Here is an 18,961-nt window from a genome sequence, read left to right as displayed (position 1 = left end):
CGAGCAGGTCGGCGCGGACGAAGGCCGGACGGCGCGTTCCGGACGCGAGCCGTGCGCGGGCGAGCGCCCGCCCACCAGCCGGTCGAGGCGATCCACCGTCGGCCGCGGCTCACTTCCTCTTTTGCGAGAAGTAAGGTCACGGAAGACATCCATGGAGGGATTACATGGTTATGTTGACGAGATGCCCGGTGAGCCATTGAATCGACGGTCGGGGAGACCGCGGAGGAGGGCGGGATGGTCGTTTTCGCGCACGTCAGTGACACCCACTTCGACGGCGGCGAGCGGGCCCGGGAGCGGGCCGAGCGCGTGATGGCCTTCCTCAACGGCCTGCCCGTGCCCCTCGACGCCGTGCTCGTCACCGGGGACATCGCCGACCACGGGTTGCCGGAGGAGTACCAGGAGGCACGCAAGGTCCTCGCCACGCCGTACCCGCTGATCACCTGTCCGGGCAACCACGACGTGCGGGCGGCCTATCGGGAGGTGATGCTCGCCGACGACGGGCCGGGCGGCGGCGACGAGCCGGTCGATCGCGTGTACCGGGCCGGCGGCGCGGTCTTCGCCATGTGCGACTCCACCATTCCGGGACGACACGACGGCATGCTGCGGGACCAGACCCTCGAGTGGCTCGACGGGGTCCTCGCCGACACCCCGCACGACACGCCGGTGTTCGTCTGCTTCCACCACCCGCCGCTCGTGTTGCACGCCCCGCACGTGGACGGGATCCGCCAGTTCGGCGAGGAGCGCCTGGCCGCGGTGCTGACCCGGCACCCGCACGTGGCCGCCGTGCTGTGCGGCCACGCCCACACCGCCGCCGCCTCCACCTTCGCCGGCCTGCCGCTGATCGTGGCCCCCGGCGTCGTCTCCACCGTACGGCTCGCCGTCGAGGACGGCACCGTGGACCTCGACGCCCCGCCCGCCGTCGCCATTCACGTCCTCGACGACGACCGCCGCCTGGTCACCCACTACCGCCCGATCGTCACGAACCTTCCCGCAGGTTGACGCCCATCCCCGCCATCGGCCATCGCATCCCGCGCTCCCCGGAATGGACTCGCCCCACCCGCCGGTCGGCACGGCGGCGTTGCGCGGCCGGGCGGAGGATCAGCGTGCGCAGTTCGTCGGCGATGACCGCGCCGACCCGGTGGACGAACGTGTCCGGGTCGTCCGGCGACGCGGGGATCACTCGGTCCACGATGCCGTCGGCGTACAGGTCGGCGCAGCCGATGCGCTGCTGACGGGCGAGTTCCGCGGCGCGGTCGGGAGTGCGGTAGAGGATGGCGCTCGCGCCCTCGGGGGGCAGCGGGGAGAGCCAGGCGTCGGGTGCGGCCACCACCCGGTCGGCGGGGAGCAGGGCGAGTGCGCCTCCGCCGCATCCCTCGCCCAGCAGTACGCACAGCGACGGCGACGGCAGGGTGACCATGTCGTGCAGCGTGCGGGCGATCTGCCCGGCGAGGCCGCCCCGCTCGGCCGCCGCCGACAACTCGGCGCCCGGCGTGTCCACCACGGTCACCAGGGGCAGGCCGAGTTCGGCGGCGAGGCGGATGCCTCGGCGGGCGGCGCGCAGCGCGCCCGGTCCCAGCGGCAGGTCGCGGCGGGCGTGGTCCTCGGCGACCACGACGCAGGCGATGTCCCCGAAACGGGCCAGCGCGATGGTCACCGGGCCGGAGACCTCCCCCTCGGCGCTGCCGGGCAGCGGCACCACGTGCGTGGCCGCGACGCGCAGCAGGTCTCCGGCGCCCGGCCGGTCGGGTCGCCGGGTGCGTTCGACCGCCTCCCAGACGGCCTCGGCCTCCAGCGGCGTCCCGACGGGGACCCGGCCGGCGCCGGGCACGTCCGGGCCCGGGCGGCACATCACGTCGAGGACGCGGTGCACGAATTCGCGCAGGTCCGGCAGCGGCAGCACCGCGTCGACGAGGCCGTGCTCGTGCAGGTGCTCGGCGGTCTGCACCTCGTCGGGGAAGTCCTCGCCGGTGAGCAGTCGGCACACGCGCGGGCCGAGGAAGCCGACCAGCGCGCCCGGCTCGGCCATGGTGAGGTGTCCCAGCGAACCCCACGAGGCGAACACGCCGCCGGTGGTCGGGTGCCGCAGATAGACCAGGTACGGCAGGCCCGCGGCCCGGTGCGCCGCCACCGCGTCGGTCACCGCGACCATCTGGACGAACGCCGCGGTGCCCTCCTGCATGCGGGTGCCGCCGGACACGGGCGCGGCGAGGAGCGGCAGCCCGCGGGCGGTGGCGGCGCGGACCGCGGCCACGACGCGGCGCGCGGTGCCGACCCCGACCGACCCGGCGAGGAACCCGAACTCGCCGACGAGGGCGGCCACCGGGCGGCCGTTGATCGTTCCCTCGCCGGTGACGATCGCCTCGTCCCGCCCGCTGTCGCGGCGGGCCCGGTCGAGGACCTCGCGGTAGCCGGAGAAGACGCCGGTGTCGTGCCGGACCGGCCTGTCCCAACAGGTCCAGCTTCCGGGGTCGAAGACCCGCTCGATGAACGCGGCGGCGTCGGCTCGCGCGGTCATGACGCCTCCCGGTCCTCGGCGTCGAGCCAGGCGCGGATCGCCTCGCCGTGCCGGCCGAGGGTGGGCGGCGGCAGGTGATCGGCGCGCCCGCCGTCGTCGAAGCGGACCGGTGGGCCGGGCAGGGTGATCCGGCCCAGCGTGGGATGCTCCACGTCGAGCAGCAGGCCCTGTGACCTGGTCTGCTCCCACGTGTACACCTGGTGCAGGTCGCGGACCCGGCCGGCGGGGACGCCGCACGCGTCGAGACGGGCGAGCAGTTCGTCGGCGGTGTGCCGGGAGAACGCCTCGACGATCGCGGCGGTGACGCGTTCCCGGTCGCGGACCCGCTGCGCGTTGTCGGCGAATCCCTCGGCGTCCGCGGGGAGCCCGAACTCCTTGGCGAACCGCCGCCACAGCGTCTCGGAGCCCACCGCCACCTGGATCGCCCCGTCGGCGCAGGGGAACATGCCGTACGGGCAGATCGACGGATGGCTGTTTCCGGTACGGCCAGGAAGCTCCCCGGCCACGGTGTACCGGGTGCCCTGAAAGGCGTGCACGCCGACGATGGCGGACAGCAGGCTGGTGCGGACGACGTCGCCGACGCCGGTGCGGTCCCGCTTGCGCAGGGCGGCCACGACGCCGTACGCGCCGTACACGCCGGCGAGAAGGTCGCCGATGGGGACGCCGACCCGGGTGGGCTCGGCGTCGCCGGTGAGCGACATGAGCCCGGCCTCGCCCTGGGCGATCTGGTCGTATCCGGCGCGGCCGGCCTCGGGGCCGTCGTGCCCGAACCCGGTGATGGACAGGATCACCAGGCGGGGGTTGAGCTCGCGCAGCCGGGGCACGCCGAACCCCAGCCGGTCGAGCACCCCGGTGCGGAAGTTCTCCACCAGGACGTCGGCGCGCCGCACCAGGCGGGTGAGCAGGTCCTTGCCGTCGTCGGTCTTGAGATCGAGGGTGATCGACTCCTTGTTGCGATTACAGCTCAGGAAATAGGTGGATTCGCGGCGGTCGTCGGGGCCGACGAACGGCGGCCCCCAGCGGCGGGTGTCGTCGCCGCCGGGGCTCTCGACCTTGATCACTCGGGCGCCGAGGTCACCGAGCATCATGGCCGCGTGCGGCCCGGCGAGCGCCCGGGACAGGTCGACGACGAGCACGTCCTCCAGCGGTCCTCCGGATGCCCCCATCATCCGCCTCCTTCGGAAACGCCGGCGCCCGCCGCCGCGAAGGCGTCCGGGGGCCGTGTCGCGTACCGGGTCGCCTCCTCCAGCGCGCGGGCGAACCGCAGCGCGGTGAGATCGCACCGAGGCCCGGCCACGATCTGCACCCCCACCGGCAGCCCCTGTGCGGTGAACCCGGCGGGCAGGCTGAGCGCGGGCAGCCCGGTCGCGGTGATCAGATAGAGGTGCCGCATCCAGTCCAGGTACGACTCCATCGCGGTGCCGCCGACCGTCTCCGGGTGCCACCGCTCGGCGTCGAACGGGGCGACCGGGACGCACGGCATCACCAGCACGTCGTACCGGGTGAAGAACTCGGCGACCCGCGCGATCAGCGCGGAGCGGGCGATCTCGGCCCGTCCCAGCGCCGCGCCGTCGAGCTCAAGACCGGCCCGGGTGTTGGCGGCGGAGAACTCGTCGAACACCTCAGGCCGCTCCCGCAGCAGGTCGCCGTAGGCGGTCGCGTAGTACCAGGCGCGCCACGTCAGGAACGCCTCGCCGGCCCCGGCCAGGTCGGGCTCGTCCTCGGTGACCTGCGCGCCGAGCCCGTCGATCACCGCGCCGAGCCGGTCAAGCACCGCGCGGACGTCGTCGTCGAGCGGCAGCCCGCCGATCGCCGGCGCCCACGCCACCCGCAGCCGGGACACCGCCGCGTTCATCGGCGGGGCGAACCGTTCCGGCCCCGCCTCGACGCTGATCGCGGCGCGCGGGTCGGGCCCGGCGACCGCCGACAGCAGCAGCGCCAGGTCGTCCACGGTGCGGGCCATCGGCCCGGCCACCACGTACGGGAACCAGGCGGTCCGGGTCGGCAGGAACGGCACGAGGCCGGGCGACGGCCGCATCCCGACGACGTTGCAGAACGCGGCCGGGATGCGCAGCGACCCGGCCATGTCGGTGCCGGTCGCGAGCGGGATCTCGCGGGCGGCGAGCGCCGCCGCCGAGCCGCCGCTGCTTCCCCCCGCCGACCGCGACGGATCGTACGGGTTGCGGGTGACGCCGAACAGCGCGTTGGCGGTGTGCCCGCCGGTGCCGAACTGCGGGGTGTTGGTCTTGCCGACCATGACGGCCCCCGCGGCGGCGGCCCGCGCGACGATGAGCGAGTCCTCGGCGGGCACGTGGTCGCCGAACGCGGCCGAGCCGTACGTGGTCCGCACCCCGGCCGTGTCCAGCAGGTCCTTGTGCAGGATCGGCAGGCCGTGCAGCGGCCCGAGGCGCTCGCCGCGGGCGCGCCGCTCGTCGGCCCGGCGCGCCTCGTCGTGCGCGCGTTCCGCCGAGAGCGTGCACACGGCGTTGATCGCCGGGTCGCGCTCGGCGATCCGGTCGAGGTGGGCCCGCAGCACCTCGCGGGCGGAGACCTCGCCGTGCCGGAGCATGGCGGCGAGCTCCACCGCGGTCAGGTCCGCCAGGGAGATCCCGCGGCGGGCCTGACCGGGGGCGCAGGGGCGGCGTCGGATCACTTGGCGCCCCCGCCCGCGGCGACGTGGGCGTGCAGCAGGGACGGGCTGAGCGGCACCGACCGCAGCGGCGGCAGGTCGAGCGGGCGCAGCGCGTCCTCGATCGCGGACGCGATGACCTGGGCGACCGGGATGGTGCCGGCCTCGCCGACGCCCTTGATGCCGAGCGGGTTGAGCGGCGACGGCGTCTCCTGGTGGAGGATCTCGATGTGCGGGATCTCCGTGGCGTACGGGATGAGGAAGTCCATGAACCCCGCGTTGCGCAGTGCCCCGTCCTCGTCGTAGTCGAGCCACTCGTAGAAGGCGCCGCCCATGCCCTGGGCGACGCCGCCCGCGACCTGCCCCTCCACGATCATCGGGTTGATCATCTTCCCGCAGTCGTGCACGCACACGTAGCGGTGCACGGTGATGCCGAACGTCGTCGGGTCCACCTCGACGATCGCGCCGTGCACCCCGTACGCCCAGGTGGCGTGCGGCGGCGAGTAGTAGTCGACGTCCTCGATGCCGGGGTGGGCGCCGGCGGCGAGCGGCGGGCCGTCGCTGCGGGCGGCGGGCGCGAACTGGGTGGCGCTCTGGGCCGCCTTGTTGAAGGCGTACCGCAGCGGGTTGCTCGCGGTGGCGACCTCGGCGAGAGTCACCCCGTGCTCGGGGGAGCCGACGACGAACGCGCGGCCGTCCCCGAGCTCGATGTCGTCGGGGTTCGCCTCCAGCATGTTCGCCGCGGCGTGGATCACCTGCCGGCGCACCTTGACCGCGGTGTTGTGGATGGCGCTGCCGCTCACCACCGCGGCGCGGCTGGCGAAGGTGGCGACGCCCCAGTCGTAGGCGCCGGTGTCGCCCTCGACGACGATCACGTTCTCCGGCGAGGTGCCGAGCTGGTCGGCGACGATCTGCGCGAACACCGTCTCGTGGCCCTGCCCCTGCGTGGTGAGCCCGGTGTTCACGTACACCTTGCCGGTGATCGGGTGGATCCGGATGTGGCCGCCCTCGTACGGGCCGAGGCCGGTGCCCTCCACGTAGAACGACAGCCCGAGTCCCAGGTAGCGGCCCTCCTGCCAGGCGGCCTTCTGCCGCTCGGCGAAGGACTGCACGTCGAGCGTGTCCATGAGCGTGTCGAGGGCGCGTTCGTAGTCCCCGGAGTCGTAGGTGACGGCGAGCCCGTCCGCGAAGATCAGATCGGGCCGCGTGTACGGGAACTCGTCGGGCTGGATGAAGTTGCGCCTGCGGATCTCGAACCGGTCGATCCCGAGGTCGGCGGCGAGCTGGTCCATGGCGCGTTCCAGGGCGAAGTTCGCCTGCGGACGGCCGCAGCCCCGGTACGGCGTGACCGGCACCGTCGGCGTGTACACGCAGGAGAACTCGACCTCCACGTTCGGGATCCGGTACGGCCCGGCGATCTGGCAGGCGGCGACCTGCGCGACCGCGATGCCGTACGGGATGAACGCGCCGGTGTCGTGCAGGAACCGGTCCCGCAGCCCGAGCACGACGCCGTCCTTGGTGGCGGCGAGCTCGATCTCGTGGGTCTGCCCGCGCTCGTGCGTCATGTGCACGAAGTTCTCGGCCCGGTCCTCGATCCACTTCACCGGCCGCCGCAGGTCGCGGGCGGCGAACGGGACCAGCACCTCGTTCGCGTACGGGAAGTGCACCTTGGGGCCGAAGCCGCCGCCGACGTCGGGGGCGATGACCCGGACCTTGTGCTCGTCGAGGTCGAAGAGGCTGGCGAGCGCGCCGCGCAGGCCGATCGGGGCCTGGGTGCCGTCCCACACGGTGAGCTCCTGGGACACCTCGTCCCAGCGGGCGGCGGTGGAGAGGCACTCCATCGGGGCGGCGGTGCCGCGTTCCACCCGGACCCTCACCGTGGTGACGTGGTCGGCGGCGGCGAACGCCGCGTCGGGGTCGCCGGACCGCTGGGCGAGCCGGGCCGCGATGTTGCCGGGGACGTCGGCGTGCACGAGCGGGGCGCCCGGCTCGGCCGCCTTCTCGTAGTCGACCTCCACCGGCAGCGGCTCGTAGCCGACCTCCACGAGGGCGGCGGCGTCCTCGGCGATGTACCGGTCCTCGGCGACGACGAACGCGATCGCCTGCCCGACGTAGAACACCTCGTCGCGGGCGAGCGGGTACTGGGTGCGGCCGTGGGTGATGCACGGGTGCGGAATGAGCAGCGGCATCGGCACGTCGAGCGCGCCGATGTCGGCGTGGGTGTAGACGCGCAGCACGCCGGGGACGGCGAGCGCGGCGGACACGTCCACGTACGTGATCCTGGCGTGCGCCACGGAGCTGCGGGCGAACGCGCCGTGCGCCGCGCCCGGCAGCGGGAGGTCGTCGACGTACCTGCCCTTGCCCCGGATCAGCCGGTCGTCCTCGTTGCGCTGCACGCGGGCGCCGAACTGTCGTGTGGACACCTGCGTCACCCTCTCTCGTCGGGGGTCATTTCGGGGGTCTCGTTGACGGTCTCATCGGGGGTCTCGCCGGCCAGCTCGGCCGCGCGCCGTACGGCGGAGACGATGTTCAGGTAGCCGGTGCACCGGCAGATGTTGCCCGCGATCTGCTCGCGGATGTCGTCGTCGGCGGCGGTGCGCAGGTCGTCGCGCTCGGTGATGAGGTGGGCGACCGACATGAGGAAGCCGGGCGTGCAGAAGCCGCACTGCAACGCGTGGCACTCCTTGAACGCCCGCTGCACCGGATGGAGGGTCCCGTCGTCGGGGGCGAGGCCCTCCACGGTGCGCACCCGGTGGCCGTCCACCTGGACGGCGAAGGTGAGGCAGGAGCGGGCCGGCTCGCCGTCGATGTGCACGGTGCACGCGCCGCACACGCCGTGCTCGCAGCCGACGTGGGTGCCGGTGAGCCGGAGCCGGTGCCGCAGGAAGTCGCTGAGCAGCAGCCGCGGCGGCACCTTCTCCCGCACCGTGGTCCCGTTCACCTCGACCTCGATCTCCACGAGGTCGTCGGGGCCGTACTCGGTCGCCTCGGCGGCGGTCGTCGTCTCGGTCATCGCCTCTCGCCCGTTCTGCTCAGCGCGGTCCGCAGGGTCTTCTCGACGAGCCCGGCGAGCACGTGCCGCCGGTAGGCCGCCGTGGTGGTGCTGTCGTCGGAGACGGTGACGGCGTTCTGCGCGAGCCGTCCCGCCTCCGCGAAGACATCGGGGCCGGGGGTCCGCCCGGCGAGCAGTTCCTCGCACTCGGTCAGCACGACCGGTACGGAGGAGACGCCGCAGGCGGCGAGCCGGGCGCGGCCGATCCGGCCGTCGTCGTCGAGCAGCAGGGTGACGGCGACCCCGGCGACGGCGAAGTCGCCGTGCCGCCGCGCGAACTCGCCGAACGCCCAGCCCTCGCCGGGTTCGAGCGCGGGGAACTCCGCCTCGACCAGGAGTTCCTCCGGCTCCAGCGAGGTGGTGAAGATGAACTCGAAGAACTCGGCGGCGGGGATGACGCGCCGCCCGGCCGGGCCCTGCGCGGTGACGGTGCCGCGGGTGGCCGACAGCAGGGCGGGGAGTTCCGCCGACGGGTCGGCGTGGGCGAGGCTGCCGCAGATCGTGCCCCGGTTGCGGATCGCCGGGTGGGCCACGTGCCGCAGCGTCTCCCGAATGAGCGGGTTGGCGGCGAACACCCCCAGGTCCCGCTCCACCGCGCGCTGGCGGGCCATGGCGCCGACGCGTACCGAGCTCCCGGCGACGTCGATCCGGTCGAGTCCGGGCACCCGGCCGAGGTCGATGACGACCTGCGGGTTGGCGAGCCGGAAGTTCATCGTCGGGATGAGGCTCTGGCCGCCGGCGAGGATCACGGAGTCCTCGGCCTCGGCGCGTACGGCGATCGCCGCCGGTAGCGAGGCCGGCACCGTGTATCGGAAGCCGGATGGTTTCACGGGGTCACACCTCCGAGGGTCGCGTGCGCGGTGTTCCTGGCCATCACAGCCCCTTGAGCACGTCGTTGAACTCCGGGTAGCTCAGCGGGGAGGTGGTGAGCAGTTTGTCCTTGTTTGAGGTAGTCATCATGTCTTGGAACACTTTGTTTTCGAAGGTGGGCTTTCCGCCCTCCAGTACGGTCCGAACCGTGCGCCCGGCGAGCAGCCCGGTCTCGGCCGCCGAGTAGTAGCGGGTCGCGGCCAGGTACGGCGTGCCCAGCCAGTCGAGCATCTCGGCGTCGGCGTCGCTGGTGACGTGCGTGATGTTGGTGATGTTGTTCTGCTTCAGGTAGGAGGCGATGCCGTCGCCCATGGCCGCGGCGTAGGACACGATCGTCGTGGCGTCGGGGTGCGCCTGGAGCGCCCGTTCGACCACCCCGATCGCCTTGGTCCGGTCGAAGTACCCCTGTTCGCGGACGACTATCGTGAAGTCGGTGCCGTCGAGCGCCTTGTCGAGCCCCTGGTCGATGCGCTCGGAGAAGCCCTGACCGACCACGCCCTGGACGACGATGACCTTGCCGGGCTTGGCGTTCGCCTTCAACCACTCGCCGATCATGGTGCCGCCGCCGATGGAGTCGACGAAGGAGACCCCGGCCACGTATTCGTCGAGCGGTCCGGGCGCGGCCCACAGCGCGATCGCGGAGGGGATGTCGGACTGCTTGGCCTGCTTGACCCCGGTGAGCACGGTGTCGACGGTGTTGGGCAGGATGACCAGGCCGTCCACCCCTTGGGAGATGAGGCTCTCCAGGTTCTTCAGCTCGGTCTGCACGTCGAAGTTGGCCTGCACGACCTTGAGCTGGTACTCGGTGCCCTCCATGGCCTTGGCCACGCCCTGCGTGACCTGCTTGGTGTACTCGACCAGGCCGTTGAGGGAGACGCCGATCGTCTTGCCGGCGCCGACCGGGCCGCCGCCGCCCTGCGCGGTGGTGCCGGCGTCGCCGGAACCGCACGCGGCGAGGATGGGGGAGATCAGGCCGAGGCCGCCGAGGCCGAGCGCGCCCGCGAGGACTGATCTGCGCGTGGGGGCGGAAGAGGGCGTGGTTCGCATGGTGACTCCATCAGGTCGCCGCGGCCGTGGGGCGGCGGCGCGTTGAACGGGGGGCGATCTTGGGCCGGGTGGCGGTCCCGCTGGTTTTGGGTACGGCGAGGGGTGGTGACGGAGTGGGTTTGAGGTGTGGGTCAGAGGTGTGGGCCAGAGGTGTTGGTCCTGACGCGTGAATCTTGAGGTGTGGGCGCGTCCCGGCGTCAGGCGCGGAGGCGGACCCGGCGTCGCCGCCGGTACTCGGCGACGGCGGTGACGGAGACGGCGGCGATGAGGATCGCGCCGAACACGAACTGGTCGTAGGAGTCGGGCACGTTCAGGAAGGTGAGCGCGCTGGTGACGACGCCGAGCACGAGCACGCCGAGGAGGCTGCCGAGCATCGAGCCGCGGCCGCCGGCGAGCGAGGCGCCGCCGAGCACGATGGCGGCGATCACCATGAGCTCCAGGCCGACCCCGGCGCGCGGGTCGCCCGCGCTCACCCGGCCGGTGATCACGACGGAGGCGAGCCCGCAGAGCGCGCCGTTCATCACGAAGATCACAATCTTGGTGCGGGTGGTGGCGACGCCGGACAGGAAGGCGGCCTCCTCGTTGGCGCCGAGGGCGAACACGTTGCGCCCGAAGCGGGTGAAGTGCAGCAGCACGCCGCCCGCGACGAGGCAGAGCAGCCAGATGAGCACCGGCCCGCGCAGCCCGGGAAGCACGTCGCCCTGCATCCAGTCGAGCCCGTCCGGCACCGAGATCGGGGTGCTGTCGGCCAGCGTGAGGGCGATCGACGAGAAGACGGCGAGCCCGCCCAGGGTGAGGATGAACGGGGGCACGTTGAGCAGGGAGACGAGCAGCCCCCAGATCACGCCGACGACCGCCCCGACCACGATGGGGATGATCAGGACGAGCGCCGATGGAACGTTCCCCAGCACGAGCTTGGCGGTGATCACGCTCCCGACCGAGACGAGACTGCCGACCGACAGGTCGAGTTGGCCGCCCACGAGCAGGAACGTCTGCCCGACGGCGAGGATGCCGAGCACCGCGCTCGCCACGAGCATGCGCTCGATGTTCCCCGTGGACAGGAAGGCGTCGTTGTTCGCCGCGGCGATGGCGCACAGGCCGACCAGGATGGCGATCAGCGGCACGTAGACATACAGGTGCTCCCGTACGGCGGGGGTGACGACCCGGCGCGCCGAGGCGGTCCCCGCGCGGCGGGTCGTGGTCGATGTGGTGTCCATGTCAGGCCCCCAGCTCCAGCTCGAAGATCCGGTGCTCGGTGGCGTGCTCGCCGTCGATCTCTCCGACGATCCGGCCGTCGCGCATCACCAGGACGCGGTCGGCGACACAGCGGATCTCCTGATACTCGGTCGAGAACAGCACCACCGCCCGGCCCTCGGCCGCGCACCGTCGAAGTAGCCGGTAGATTTCGAATTTCGATGGGATGTCCACTCCGGCGGTCGGCTCGTCGAGGATGAGCACGTCGCTGTCCACCTCGAACCACCGGGCGAGGACGACTTTCTGCTGATTTCCGCCGCTGAGCGCCCCGACCGGGCCGCGGACGTCGGCCATCTTCACCGCGAGCCTGCGGCAGGCGCTCTCGGCCCGCTTGACGGCGTGCCCCGGGTGGTAGAACGGGGCACGGGTGAGGCCGTTCTCCGCGAGCAGGGCGTTCTCGACGATGGAACGGTCGAGCATCAGCCCCTCCCGCTTCCGGTCGGCGGGCAGGAAGGCGACGCCGGCCGCGGTGGCGGCGCGGCGCCCGCGGCGCGGCCCGCCGTGCACGCGCACGGTCCCCGAGGTCGGGGTGAGCGCCCCGGCGGCGAGCAGGGCCACCTCGCGGCTGCCGCAGCCGACCGCGCCGGTGACGGCGAGCACCTCGCCGCGCCGCGCGGTGAAACTCACCGAGCGCACCGCGCCGCCGAAGCCCACCCGGTCGAACTCGACGGCGACGTCGCCCGGGGAGGTGTCGCCCTCGTGCACGTCCTCGCGGCGCAGCGAGACCTCGTCGCCGAACATGTGGCCGACGAGGGCGGCCGGGGTGACGTCGGCGACGAGCCCTTCGGCGACCTTGGCGCCGTCGCGCAGCACGGTGTAGTCGTCGGCGAGCTCCATCACCTCGTCGAGGTGGTGGCTGATGTAGATGACGGCGATGCCGCTGTCGCGGATCTGCCGTACCACGCGGAACAGCTGCTCGATCTCGGCGCGGTGCAGGCTCGCGGTCGGCTCGTCCATGATCACGCACTTGGCCTCGGCGCAGACCGCGCGGGCGAGCTCCAGCACCTGCATCTGGGCGACCGTCAGCGTCCACGCGGGGGCGTGGGGGTCGAGGTCGGCGCCGACCCGGGCGAGCCGTTCCGCGGCCTCCCGGGCCGTCGCGCGGGCGGTGACGAGGCCGAACCGCCCCGGTGTGGGGCCGTCGAGCAGCACGTTGTCGGCGACGGTGCGGGTGAGCGCGATCTGGCGTTCCTGGTGGAGTACGCGGATGCCCGCCGCCTTGGCGCTGCGGGGGGTGAGCTGCATCGGGACGCCGTCCAGCAGGACGGTCCCGGCGTCGGGCCGCACCGCTCCGGAGGCGATCTTGATGAGCGTCGACTTGCCGGCCCCGTTCTCGCCCAGCAACGCGTGCACGCGGCCGGGATGGGCGGCGAGTGACACGTTCTTGAGGGCGCGCACACTGGTGTAGGACTTCTCGACGTTGCGCAGTTCCAGCGTGGCGGTCATGACATCCTCAATGTTCGCCTAGCGGATACGATGTTCGTCTGACGGTGATGTGAAGTCTTGGGCCGGATTCGTGCGGTGTCAAGGGTGAAATATGATCCGCCCGAAACCGGCCGTCCCTGGTACGAGGGCAGCACGAAACGCCGTTACCCCAGGCCACGCCGCCGCACCGCGGACGTGGCCCGACAACGGCCGGGAAGAGGCGGCGGGACGCCCGCCTTTCAGGAACGCGGCGCGGCGTTGCGCATCGGCTGCCAGCCGAGCCCCAGCGACAGCGCCTGCGTCAGCCGCAGCACGGTGTCGACCACGACGGCCTCGTGCGGACCCTCGTCCAGATGCGTCCGCGACACCACCGCGCACACCGCCGCGACCACTTGGCCGTCGGCGTCGAACACCGGCGCCGACACCGACCCGGTGAACGTCTGCACATCGCCCACGGTGCGCGCGAACCCCTGCCGGCGCACGGTCGCGAGGATCTCCCGCAACCGGTCGGGGTCGGTCACCGTGCTCGGCGTGAGGCTCACCAGGCTCCCGCTCAGGTAGTCCTCGATGAACTCCTCGGGCGCGTACGCGAGCAGCACGTGCCCCTTGGACCCGGTGTGCAGCGGGAAGTGGTAACCGTACGTGGTCCGGGTGATGATCTCACCGGACTGCGCCTCGTGCGAGTACAGCACGACCGCCATGCCCTCGCTGCGCTCCACGAGCTGGAACACCGCGAACGGCGCGTCCTGGGAGGCCCGGGAGAGCATCGGCATCGCCAGGTCCAGCAGGCGGTGCCCGACCAGGTACGTCGAGCCGAGCAGCCAGGTGCGCTTGCCGATGCGGAACACCCCGCCCGCGTCGCGCTCCAGGAACTCGTCCTCTTCGAGCTGGGTGAGGGTGCGGTGCAGGGTGGCCCAGGACATGCCCAGCGCCTCGGCGGCCTCCGAGGCGCGCATCGGGCGCCGGGCGAGCAGTTCCATCACCCGCAGCGCGCGGGACACCCCCTGCAGCCTCGGCTTCGCGCGCGACGCAGACGACGACGCTCCCGCGTCCGAACTGCGGCGTCGCGTCACGGTTCCCCCACTTCCCCGGCACCGGAACCCGGCCGCGCGATCCCGCGGCCGGCAAGCGTTTGTGATTGTACGCACCCGGCGGCAGCGCACGGGACCGAACCATCCGGCCCCGTGCCGCCTCGGCGAAACGCCCTCGGGTCATGTCGCGGCGGTCGACGCGGCCTCCGCCGGCGCCGCGGACCAGTCGTCGGGGTCGCTCCACCCCTCCGGCCAGACCAGCCCGCCGTCGCTGCGCACCTTCCGGTAGTACTCGCCGCGGTCGAACATCGGCAGCGACTCCCGGTCCCGCCGCCGCCGCTCCCGCAGCCGCTCGGTGGCCTCGACGTCGACCGTGGCGTCCGCGTCGCCGGCGTCCGGGGTGAGGATCACCCCGTAGTCGGCCTCGGCGGCCTGCCTGGTCACCAGGCCGCAGCGCACGTCGTAGGCGACCAGCTCGGGCTCCCGCTCCAGCGGGTCGCCCCAGCCGCCCCCGCCGGAGGTCCACAGCCGCACCACGTCGCCGGCCCGCACCGGCACGTCGTCCACCATGCCGGGCAGCGAGCGCACGTTCCCGTCGGCGTCCTCGATCGAGACCCCGTACGGCCGGCCGGCGAGGCCGCCGTTGACGCCGTAGGGGGAGAGCTCGGAGCGGTCGGCGTTGGACAGCAGCATCGAGTCGCGCAGCACCCTGACCCGCTTGTCGTAGCCGAACCCGCCGCGGCGGCGGCCCGCGCCCGCGGAGTCGGTGCGCAGCGCGAGCCGTTCGACCATGACCGGGTAGCGCTGCTCGGAGAACTCGGCGGGCAGGTTGCGGGAGTTCGGCACGATGTGCACCACGTCGCTGCCGTCGGCCCACGGCCGTCCCGGGCCGCCGCCGCCGAGCACCTCGCGGAACAGGCTCAGCCGTCCGTCCGCCTCCCGGCTGTGCAGGCCCCAGATGCGGATCGTCTCGTGGTCGGCGGGCATCCGGCCCCCCGTCGCCTTGGCGAGCGCCCCGGCGAACACGCCCAGCGACCGGATCAGGATGAAGAACCGCAGACCGGTGGGGCGGCCGAAGTGCGGGGTGACCAGCGTGCCCTTCTCCGGGAACACCACGTCGATGACGTCGAGCACGCCCTCGTTGATGTCGATCTCGGCGGCGCGCTCCGGCGAGTCGGCGAGGCACCGCAGCACCGGCCCCATCCACTTGCGGACGAAACGCCCCTCGCAGTAGTCGATCGCCCAGTTGATCGGGCCCTCGGCCTCCGGATCGGTGCCGGTGAAATCGAGGATGATCTTCTCGGGGGTCTTGGTCATGGTCAGGCGCAGCGCGTACAGCTTCCGGGTGAACCCGTCGCACTCGATGTAGTCCTCGAACGTGTACACGCCGTCTTCGATCTTGGGGAGCAGCTCGGACCGGATCGTCGCCGCGCAGTTCTCGATGATCGCGTCGAACGCGCCCTCCAGCGCCTCCACGCCGTACCGGTCGGCGAGCTCGATCAGCCGGCGCGAGCCGAGCCGGCAGGCGCCGATCTCCGAGTCCAGGTCGCCGCGCAGATGCTCGGGGAGCCGGGAGTTCCGCTCGATGATCCGGAACGCCTGCTCGTCGAGCACGCCCTTGTGGTAGAGCCGGATCGGCGGCACCACCAGGCCCTCGCCCCACTGGTCGCGCACCTGGACCGGCAGGCTGCCCGGCACGCACCCGCCCACGTCGTCGTGGTGCCCGAACACCTGGGCGAAGCCGAGCAGGCGCTCGCCGTAGAAGATCGGCACCGTGGTGCACAGGTCGGGGATGTGGCCGCAGGAGCCCGCGCTGTTGTACGGATCGTTCCAGAAGAACACGTCGCCCGGGTTGATGTCGTCGCCGAAGAACTCGAAGATCGGCTCCACCAGCGAGCCGTACGAGCGGCCTGTGAGCTTGCGGCCGCGCGCGTCGTACAGGCCCACCCGGTAGTCGTGCTGGTCGCGGATCATGGGGGAGCGGGCCGCCCGCTCCACCGCCGCCTCGATCTCCACCTCGGCCGAGCGGATCGTTCCGGTGATGACCTCGAGTTCGATGGGTCCAAGGGGGGATGTCATGCCGACCGCCTTCTCATGATCAGATTGCCGAACCCGTCCACCGTCGCCGACCAGTCGTCGGGCACCACCGTCGTCGCGCCGTACTCCTCGACGACGCAGGGCCCCTGGACGACGGCGCCCGAGCCGAGGGCGTCCCTGCGGTACACCTCGCACTCCCGCCGGCCCTCGCCGCGCCAGTACACCGGGCGGCGCGAGGCCGCCTCGGGCGCGCCCTGCGCGGCGGGGATCGAGGCGAACGCGGGACGGTGCAGCTGGCCGATCGCCTGCACCCGCAGGTTCACGATCTCTATGTCCTGCCGCCCCTCGTAGGAGAAGCCGTAGACCCGGTGGTGCTCGGCGTGGAACGCCGCCGCGACCGCGTCGAGCGCCTCGGCGCCGGACGGGCCGGACGGCAGCGTGATCGAGACCTCGTAGCCCTCACCGACGTACCGGACGTCGGCGCCGCGCACCACCTCCACGCGGGCCGCCTTGACCCCCTCGTCGGCGAGCTCCTTGCGGCCCGCCTCCTCCAGCTCGGCCCAGACGTCCGCGACCGCGCCGGCGACCTGGGCGCGGGCCTTCTCCGCGCCCGGCACGAGCTGGACGAAGGTGCGCACGTAGTCGCGCTTGACGTCGGTCACCTGGAGGCCGAACGCCGACAGGTTGCCCGGGTTGGGCGGCACGAGCACGGTCCGCATGCCGAGGAAGTCGGCGACCTCGGCGGCGAGCAGCGGACCCGCGCCGCCGAACGCGACCAGCGTGTACCCGCCGGGGTCGCGTCCCTTCAGCGTGGACACCTGCCGGATCCCGGCGACCTGCCCGGCGACGGCGACCTCGAGCACGCCGGCCGCCGCCTCCTCGGCGCTCAGCCTCCAGTTCGAGCCGAATTCCTCGAACGCCGCCCGCGCGGAGTCGACGTCGAGCGCGAGGTCGCCGCCGACGAGCGCGGTGGGGAGCCGGCCGAGGATGACGGCCGCGTCGGTCACGGTCGGCCGGTCGCCGCCCCGCCCGTAGCAGATCGGCCCGGGCACCGCGCCCGCGCTCTTCGGCCCGACCTTGAGCGCGCCGTTGGGACCGACCCAGGCGAGCGAGCCGCCGCCGGTGCCCACGGTCGCGATGTCGATCATCGGGACCTTCACCGGATAGTTCTCGATCACCATCTCATTGGTGAGCCGTACGGTGAGGTCCTCGATGAGGGCGACGTCGGTGGAGGTGCCGCCCACGTCGAGGGTGATGATGTCGCGGAGCTCGGCGGCCCGCGCCGCCTCGATCGCGCCGAGCACGCCGCCGGCCGGGCCCGACAGCAGCATGGTGACGGGCTTGTCCCCGGCGGCGCGGGCGCTGACCACGCCGCCGTTCGACTGCATGATCAGGAACGGCAGGTCGCCGGACCGTTCCCGTAGCCGCCGGTGGGCGCGATCCAGATAGGTCCGGCAGTACGGCTTGACCATGGCGTCGAGCAGGGTCGTCATGGCGCGCTCGTACTCGCGGTACTCGGGCAGGACCGTGCTGGACAGCGAGACGAACAGGTCGGGGTGGGCCTCGGCGAGCAACTCGCCGATGCGCCGCTCGTGCACCGGGTTGGCGTAGGAGTGCAGCAGGCACACGCCGAGCCGGGTGACCCCGCGGGCGACCAGGTCGTCGGCGGCGCGGAGCACCGCCTCCTCGTCGAGCGGGCGGTGCACGCGGCCGTCGTAGGTGAGTCGTTCGGGCACCTCGCGGACCAGGTGCAGCGGGACGATCCGCGGCGGCTTCACCCAGAAGAAGCTGTTGCCGTACCCGTCGGGGACCGACTGCCGGGCGATCTCCAGCAGATGGCGGAACCCCTCGGTGACGAGCAGGCCGATGCCTTCGAATTCGTGTTCCAGGACGGCGTTGGTCGCCGTCGTCGTGCCGTGCACGACCATCTCGACAGCGTCGAAGTCGGATCCGGCGAGGGTGAGGACCTTGCCGACGCCGGTGAGCAGCGCCCGGCTGGGGTCCTCTCGATCACTTGGTGTCTTGACGACGTGAACGGCGCCGCTCACCCCGTCGATCCCGATCACGTCGGTGAACGTGCCTCCGGTGTCCACCGAGACGCGCAACGTACCGGCCACGGCTCTCCTATTGACTCTTGTCCGCTAGGCGGACATGATATCCACTGAGAGGACGGTAGCTACAGGCTCAGCACGATGTCAACGGGCCTCTCACCACGGACCTTCAGCATCAGGCGATCCGCTGAGCGGATGTCATATCTGATGAGCGGACCGCGTCGCGGCCGTCGCCGGCACCGGGAGAAACGCATGAAACTGGAGCAGGAATTCACCATCCCCACCGAGGTGAGCCGCGCCTGGGAGGTGCTGCTCGACGTCTCACGAATCGCGCCCTGCTTCCCGGGCGCCACCCTGACCTCCTTCGACGGCGACACCGTCGCGGGCGCGGTGAAGGTGAAACTCGGCCCCGTGCTCCTCAACTACAAGGGCACCGCCCGGTTCACCGAACGCGACGACGCCGCGCATCGCGTCGTCATCGACGCCGCGGGCACCGACGTCAAGGGCAACGGCACCGCCCGCGCCCAGGTGACCGCCGCCCTCCACGAGTCCGCCCCCGGTCGGACCACCTGCACCCTCGTCACCGACCTCGCCATCACCGGCCGCCCCGCCCAGTTCGGCCGCGGCATGATCGCCGAGATCGGAAACAAGATCCTCGACCGCTTCGCCGCCAACCTCGCCGCCAACCTCGCCGACAGCCTCGCCAGCAGCCTCAGCGCCGCCGACGCCCCGGCTCCGGTGGCGGCCGCCGCCCCAACCCCCGGCCAAACCGCCGAAACCCCCCAAACCCCCGACCCGGCCCCGGACGGCCCGCGCCGCCTCGACGGCGCACCCGCCTCCGCCTCACCCGCCTCGGAGGCCGAGGCCCTCGACCTGCTCGCGCTGGCCCGCGGCAGCGTCGCGAAACGCGCAATCCCCCTGGTCGCGGCCCTCGCCGTACTCATCGGCGTCATCATCTGGTGGGCCGGCAGGTAACCCCCGGACCGCGACGGCCTGTGACGTGTTCACGCCCTGCGGTGGTAAGCAGAAGGGAGTGGGAGGGGATCACCC

At 72.5% G+C, this 18,961-nt stretch carries 14 protein-coding genes; 2 read left to right on the top strand and 12 right to left on the bottom strand.

All coding sequences use genetic code 11. The features are described 5' to 3' along the window. Window positions 1-234: 234 nt before the first annotated feature. Window positions 235-999 carry a metallophosphoesterase gene (locus AB0K60_RS16695; protein ID WP_364054740.1) on the top strand — a complete coding sequence of 255 codons (765 nt, stop codon included), beginning with the start codon at window positions 235-237 and terminating at the stop codon, window positions 997-999. Here the strand turns inward: AB0K60_RS16695 and AB0K60_RS16690 are convergent. From AB0K60_RS16690 to AB0K60_RS16635, 12 genes are all read right to left on the bottom strand, one after another. Next, entirely contained in the window at window positions 977-2,515 is a 1,539-nt protein-coding gene (locus AB0K60_RS16690) for a carboxyl transferase domain-containing protein (protein ID WP_364054737.1), read from the bottom strand. The genes AB0K60_RS16695 and AB0K60_RS16690 overlap by 23 nt on opposite strands. Beyond that, a complete protein-coding gene (locus tag AB0K60_RS16685) occupies window positions 2,512-3,681 on the bottom strand; it encodes a CoA transferase (RefSeq protein WP_364054871.1) in 1,170 nt (389 codons plus the stop codon). Before AB0K60_RS16685 ends, AB0K60_RS16690 begins: the two co-directional genes overlap by 4 nt. Further along, window positions 3,681-5,168, bottom strand: a complete 1,488-nt coding sequence (locus AB0K60_RS16680; RefSeq protein ID WP_364054734.1) for an amidase family protein — start codon at window positions 5,166-5,168, stop codon at window positions 3,681-3,683. The genes AB0K60_RS16685 and AB0K60_RS16680 overlap by 1 nt, the downstream gene beginning before the upstream one ends. Further along, on the bottom strand, window positions 5,165-7,567 hold the full coding sequence (gene cutA, locus AB0K60_RS16675) for an aerobic carbon-monoxide dehydrogenase large subunit (RefSeq protein ID WP_364054731.1): 2,403 nt from the start codon (window positions 7,565-7,567) through the stop codon (window positions 5,165-5,167). The genes AB0K60_RS16680 and cutA overlap by 4 nt, the downstream gene beginning before the upstream one ends. Before the next feature lie 5 nt (window positions 7,568-7,572). Further along, window positions 7,573-8,157, bottom strand: coding sequence for a (2Fe-2S)-binding protein (locus tag AB0K60_RS16670; RefSeq protein ID WP_364054728.1), 585 nt, complete (start codon window positions 8,155-8,157; stop codon window positions 7,573-7,575). After that, entirely contained in the window at window positions 8,154-9,026 is an 873-nt protein-coding gene (locus tag AB0K60_RS16665) for an FAD binding domain-containing protein (RefSeq protein ID WP_364054725.1), read from the bottom strand. Before AB0K60_RS16665 ends, AB0K60_RS16670 begins: the two co-directional genes overlap by 4 nt. A gap of 43 nt (window positions 9,027-9,069) precedes the next feature. Further along, complete coding sequence (locus AB0K60_RS16660; protein ID WP_364054722.1) at window positions 9,070-10,113, bottom strand: sugar ABC transporter substrate-binding protein; 1,044 nt, start codon at window positions 10,111-10,113, stop codon at window positions 9,070-9,072. A 197-nt stretch (window positions 10,114-10,310) separates the two neighbouring features. After that, window positions 10,311-11,330, bottom strand: coding sequence for an ABC transporter permease (locus AB0K60_RS16655; RefSeq protein WP_364054719.1), 1,020 nt, complete (start codon window positions 11,328-11,330; stop codon window positions 10,311-10,313). Window position 11,331: 1 nt separating this feature from the next. Further along, window positions 11,332-12,813 carry a sugar ABC transporter ATP-binding protein gene (locus tag AB0K60_RS16650; RefSeq protein WP_364054716.1) on the bottom strand — a complete coding sequence of 494 codons (1,482 nt, stop codon included), beginning with the start codon at window positions 12,811-12,813 and terminating at the stop codon, window positions 11,332-11,334. A gap of 218 nt (window positions 12,814-13,031) precedes the next feature. Then, complete coding sequence (locus AB0K60_RS16645; RefSeq protein WP_364054713.1) at window positions 13,032-13,793, bottom strand: IclR family transcriptional regulator C-terminal domain-containing protein; 762 nt, start codon at window positions 13,791-13,793, stop codon at window positions 13,032-13,034. Between the two features lie 210 nt (window positions 13,794-14,003). After that, entirely contained in the window at window positions 14,004-15,902 is a 1,899-nt protein-coding gene (locus tag AB0K60_RS16640; protein WP_364054710.1) for a hydantoinase B/oxoprolinase family protein, read from the bottom strand. Further along, window positions 15,899-17,977 carry a hydantoinase/oxoprolinase family protein gene (locus AB0K60_RS16635; RefSeq protein WP_364054707.1) on the bottom strand — a complete coding sequence of 693 codons (2,079 nt, stop codon included), beginning with the start codon at window positions 17,975-17,977 and terminating at the stop codon, window positions 15,899-15,901. Before AB0K60_RS16635 ends, AB0K60_RS16640 begins: the two co-directional genes overlap by 4 nt. Before the next feature lie 186 nt (window positions 17,978-18,163). Here AB0K60_RS16635 and AB0K60_RS16630 point away from each other — a divergent pair, with 186 nt between their 5' ends. Next, window positions 18,164-18,886 (top strand): SRPBCC family protein, encoded by a 723-nt coding sequence (locus AB0K60_RS16630; RefSeq protein WP_364054704.1) that lies wholly within the window; start codon window positions 18,164-18,166, stop codon window positions 18,884-18,886. The last annotated feature ends 75 nt before the right edge of the window (window positions 18,887-18,961 follow it).

The organism is Thermopolyspora sp. NPDC052614 (assembly GCF_040678635.1).
Taxonomy (GTDB): domain Bacteria; phylum Actinomycetota; class Actinomycetes; order Streptosporangiales; family Streptosporangiaceae; genus Thermopolyspora.
Note: the sequence above shows the minus strand (reverse complement) of the source record. Positions and strands in the feature narration are given on the sequence as shown.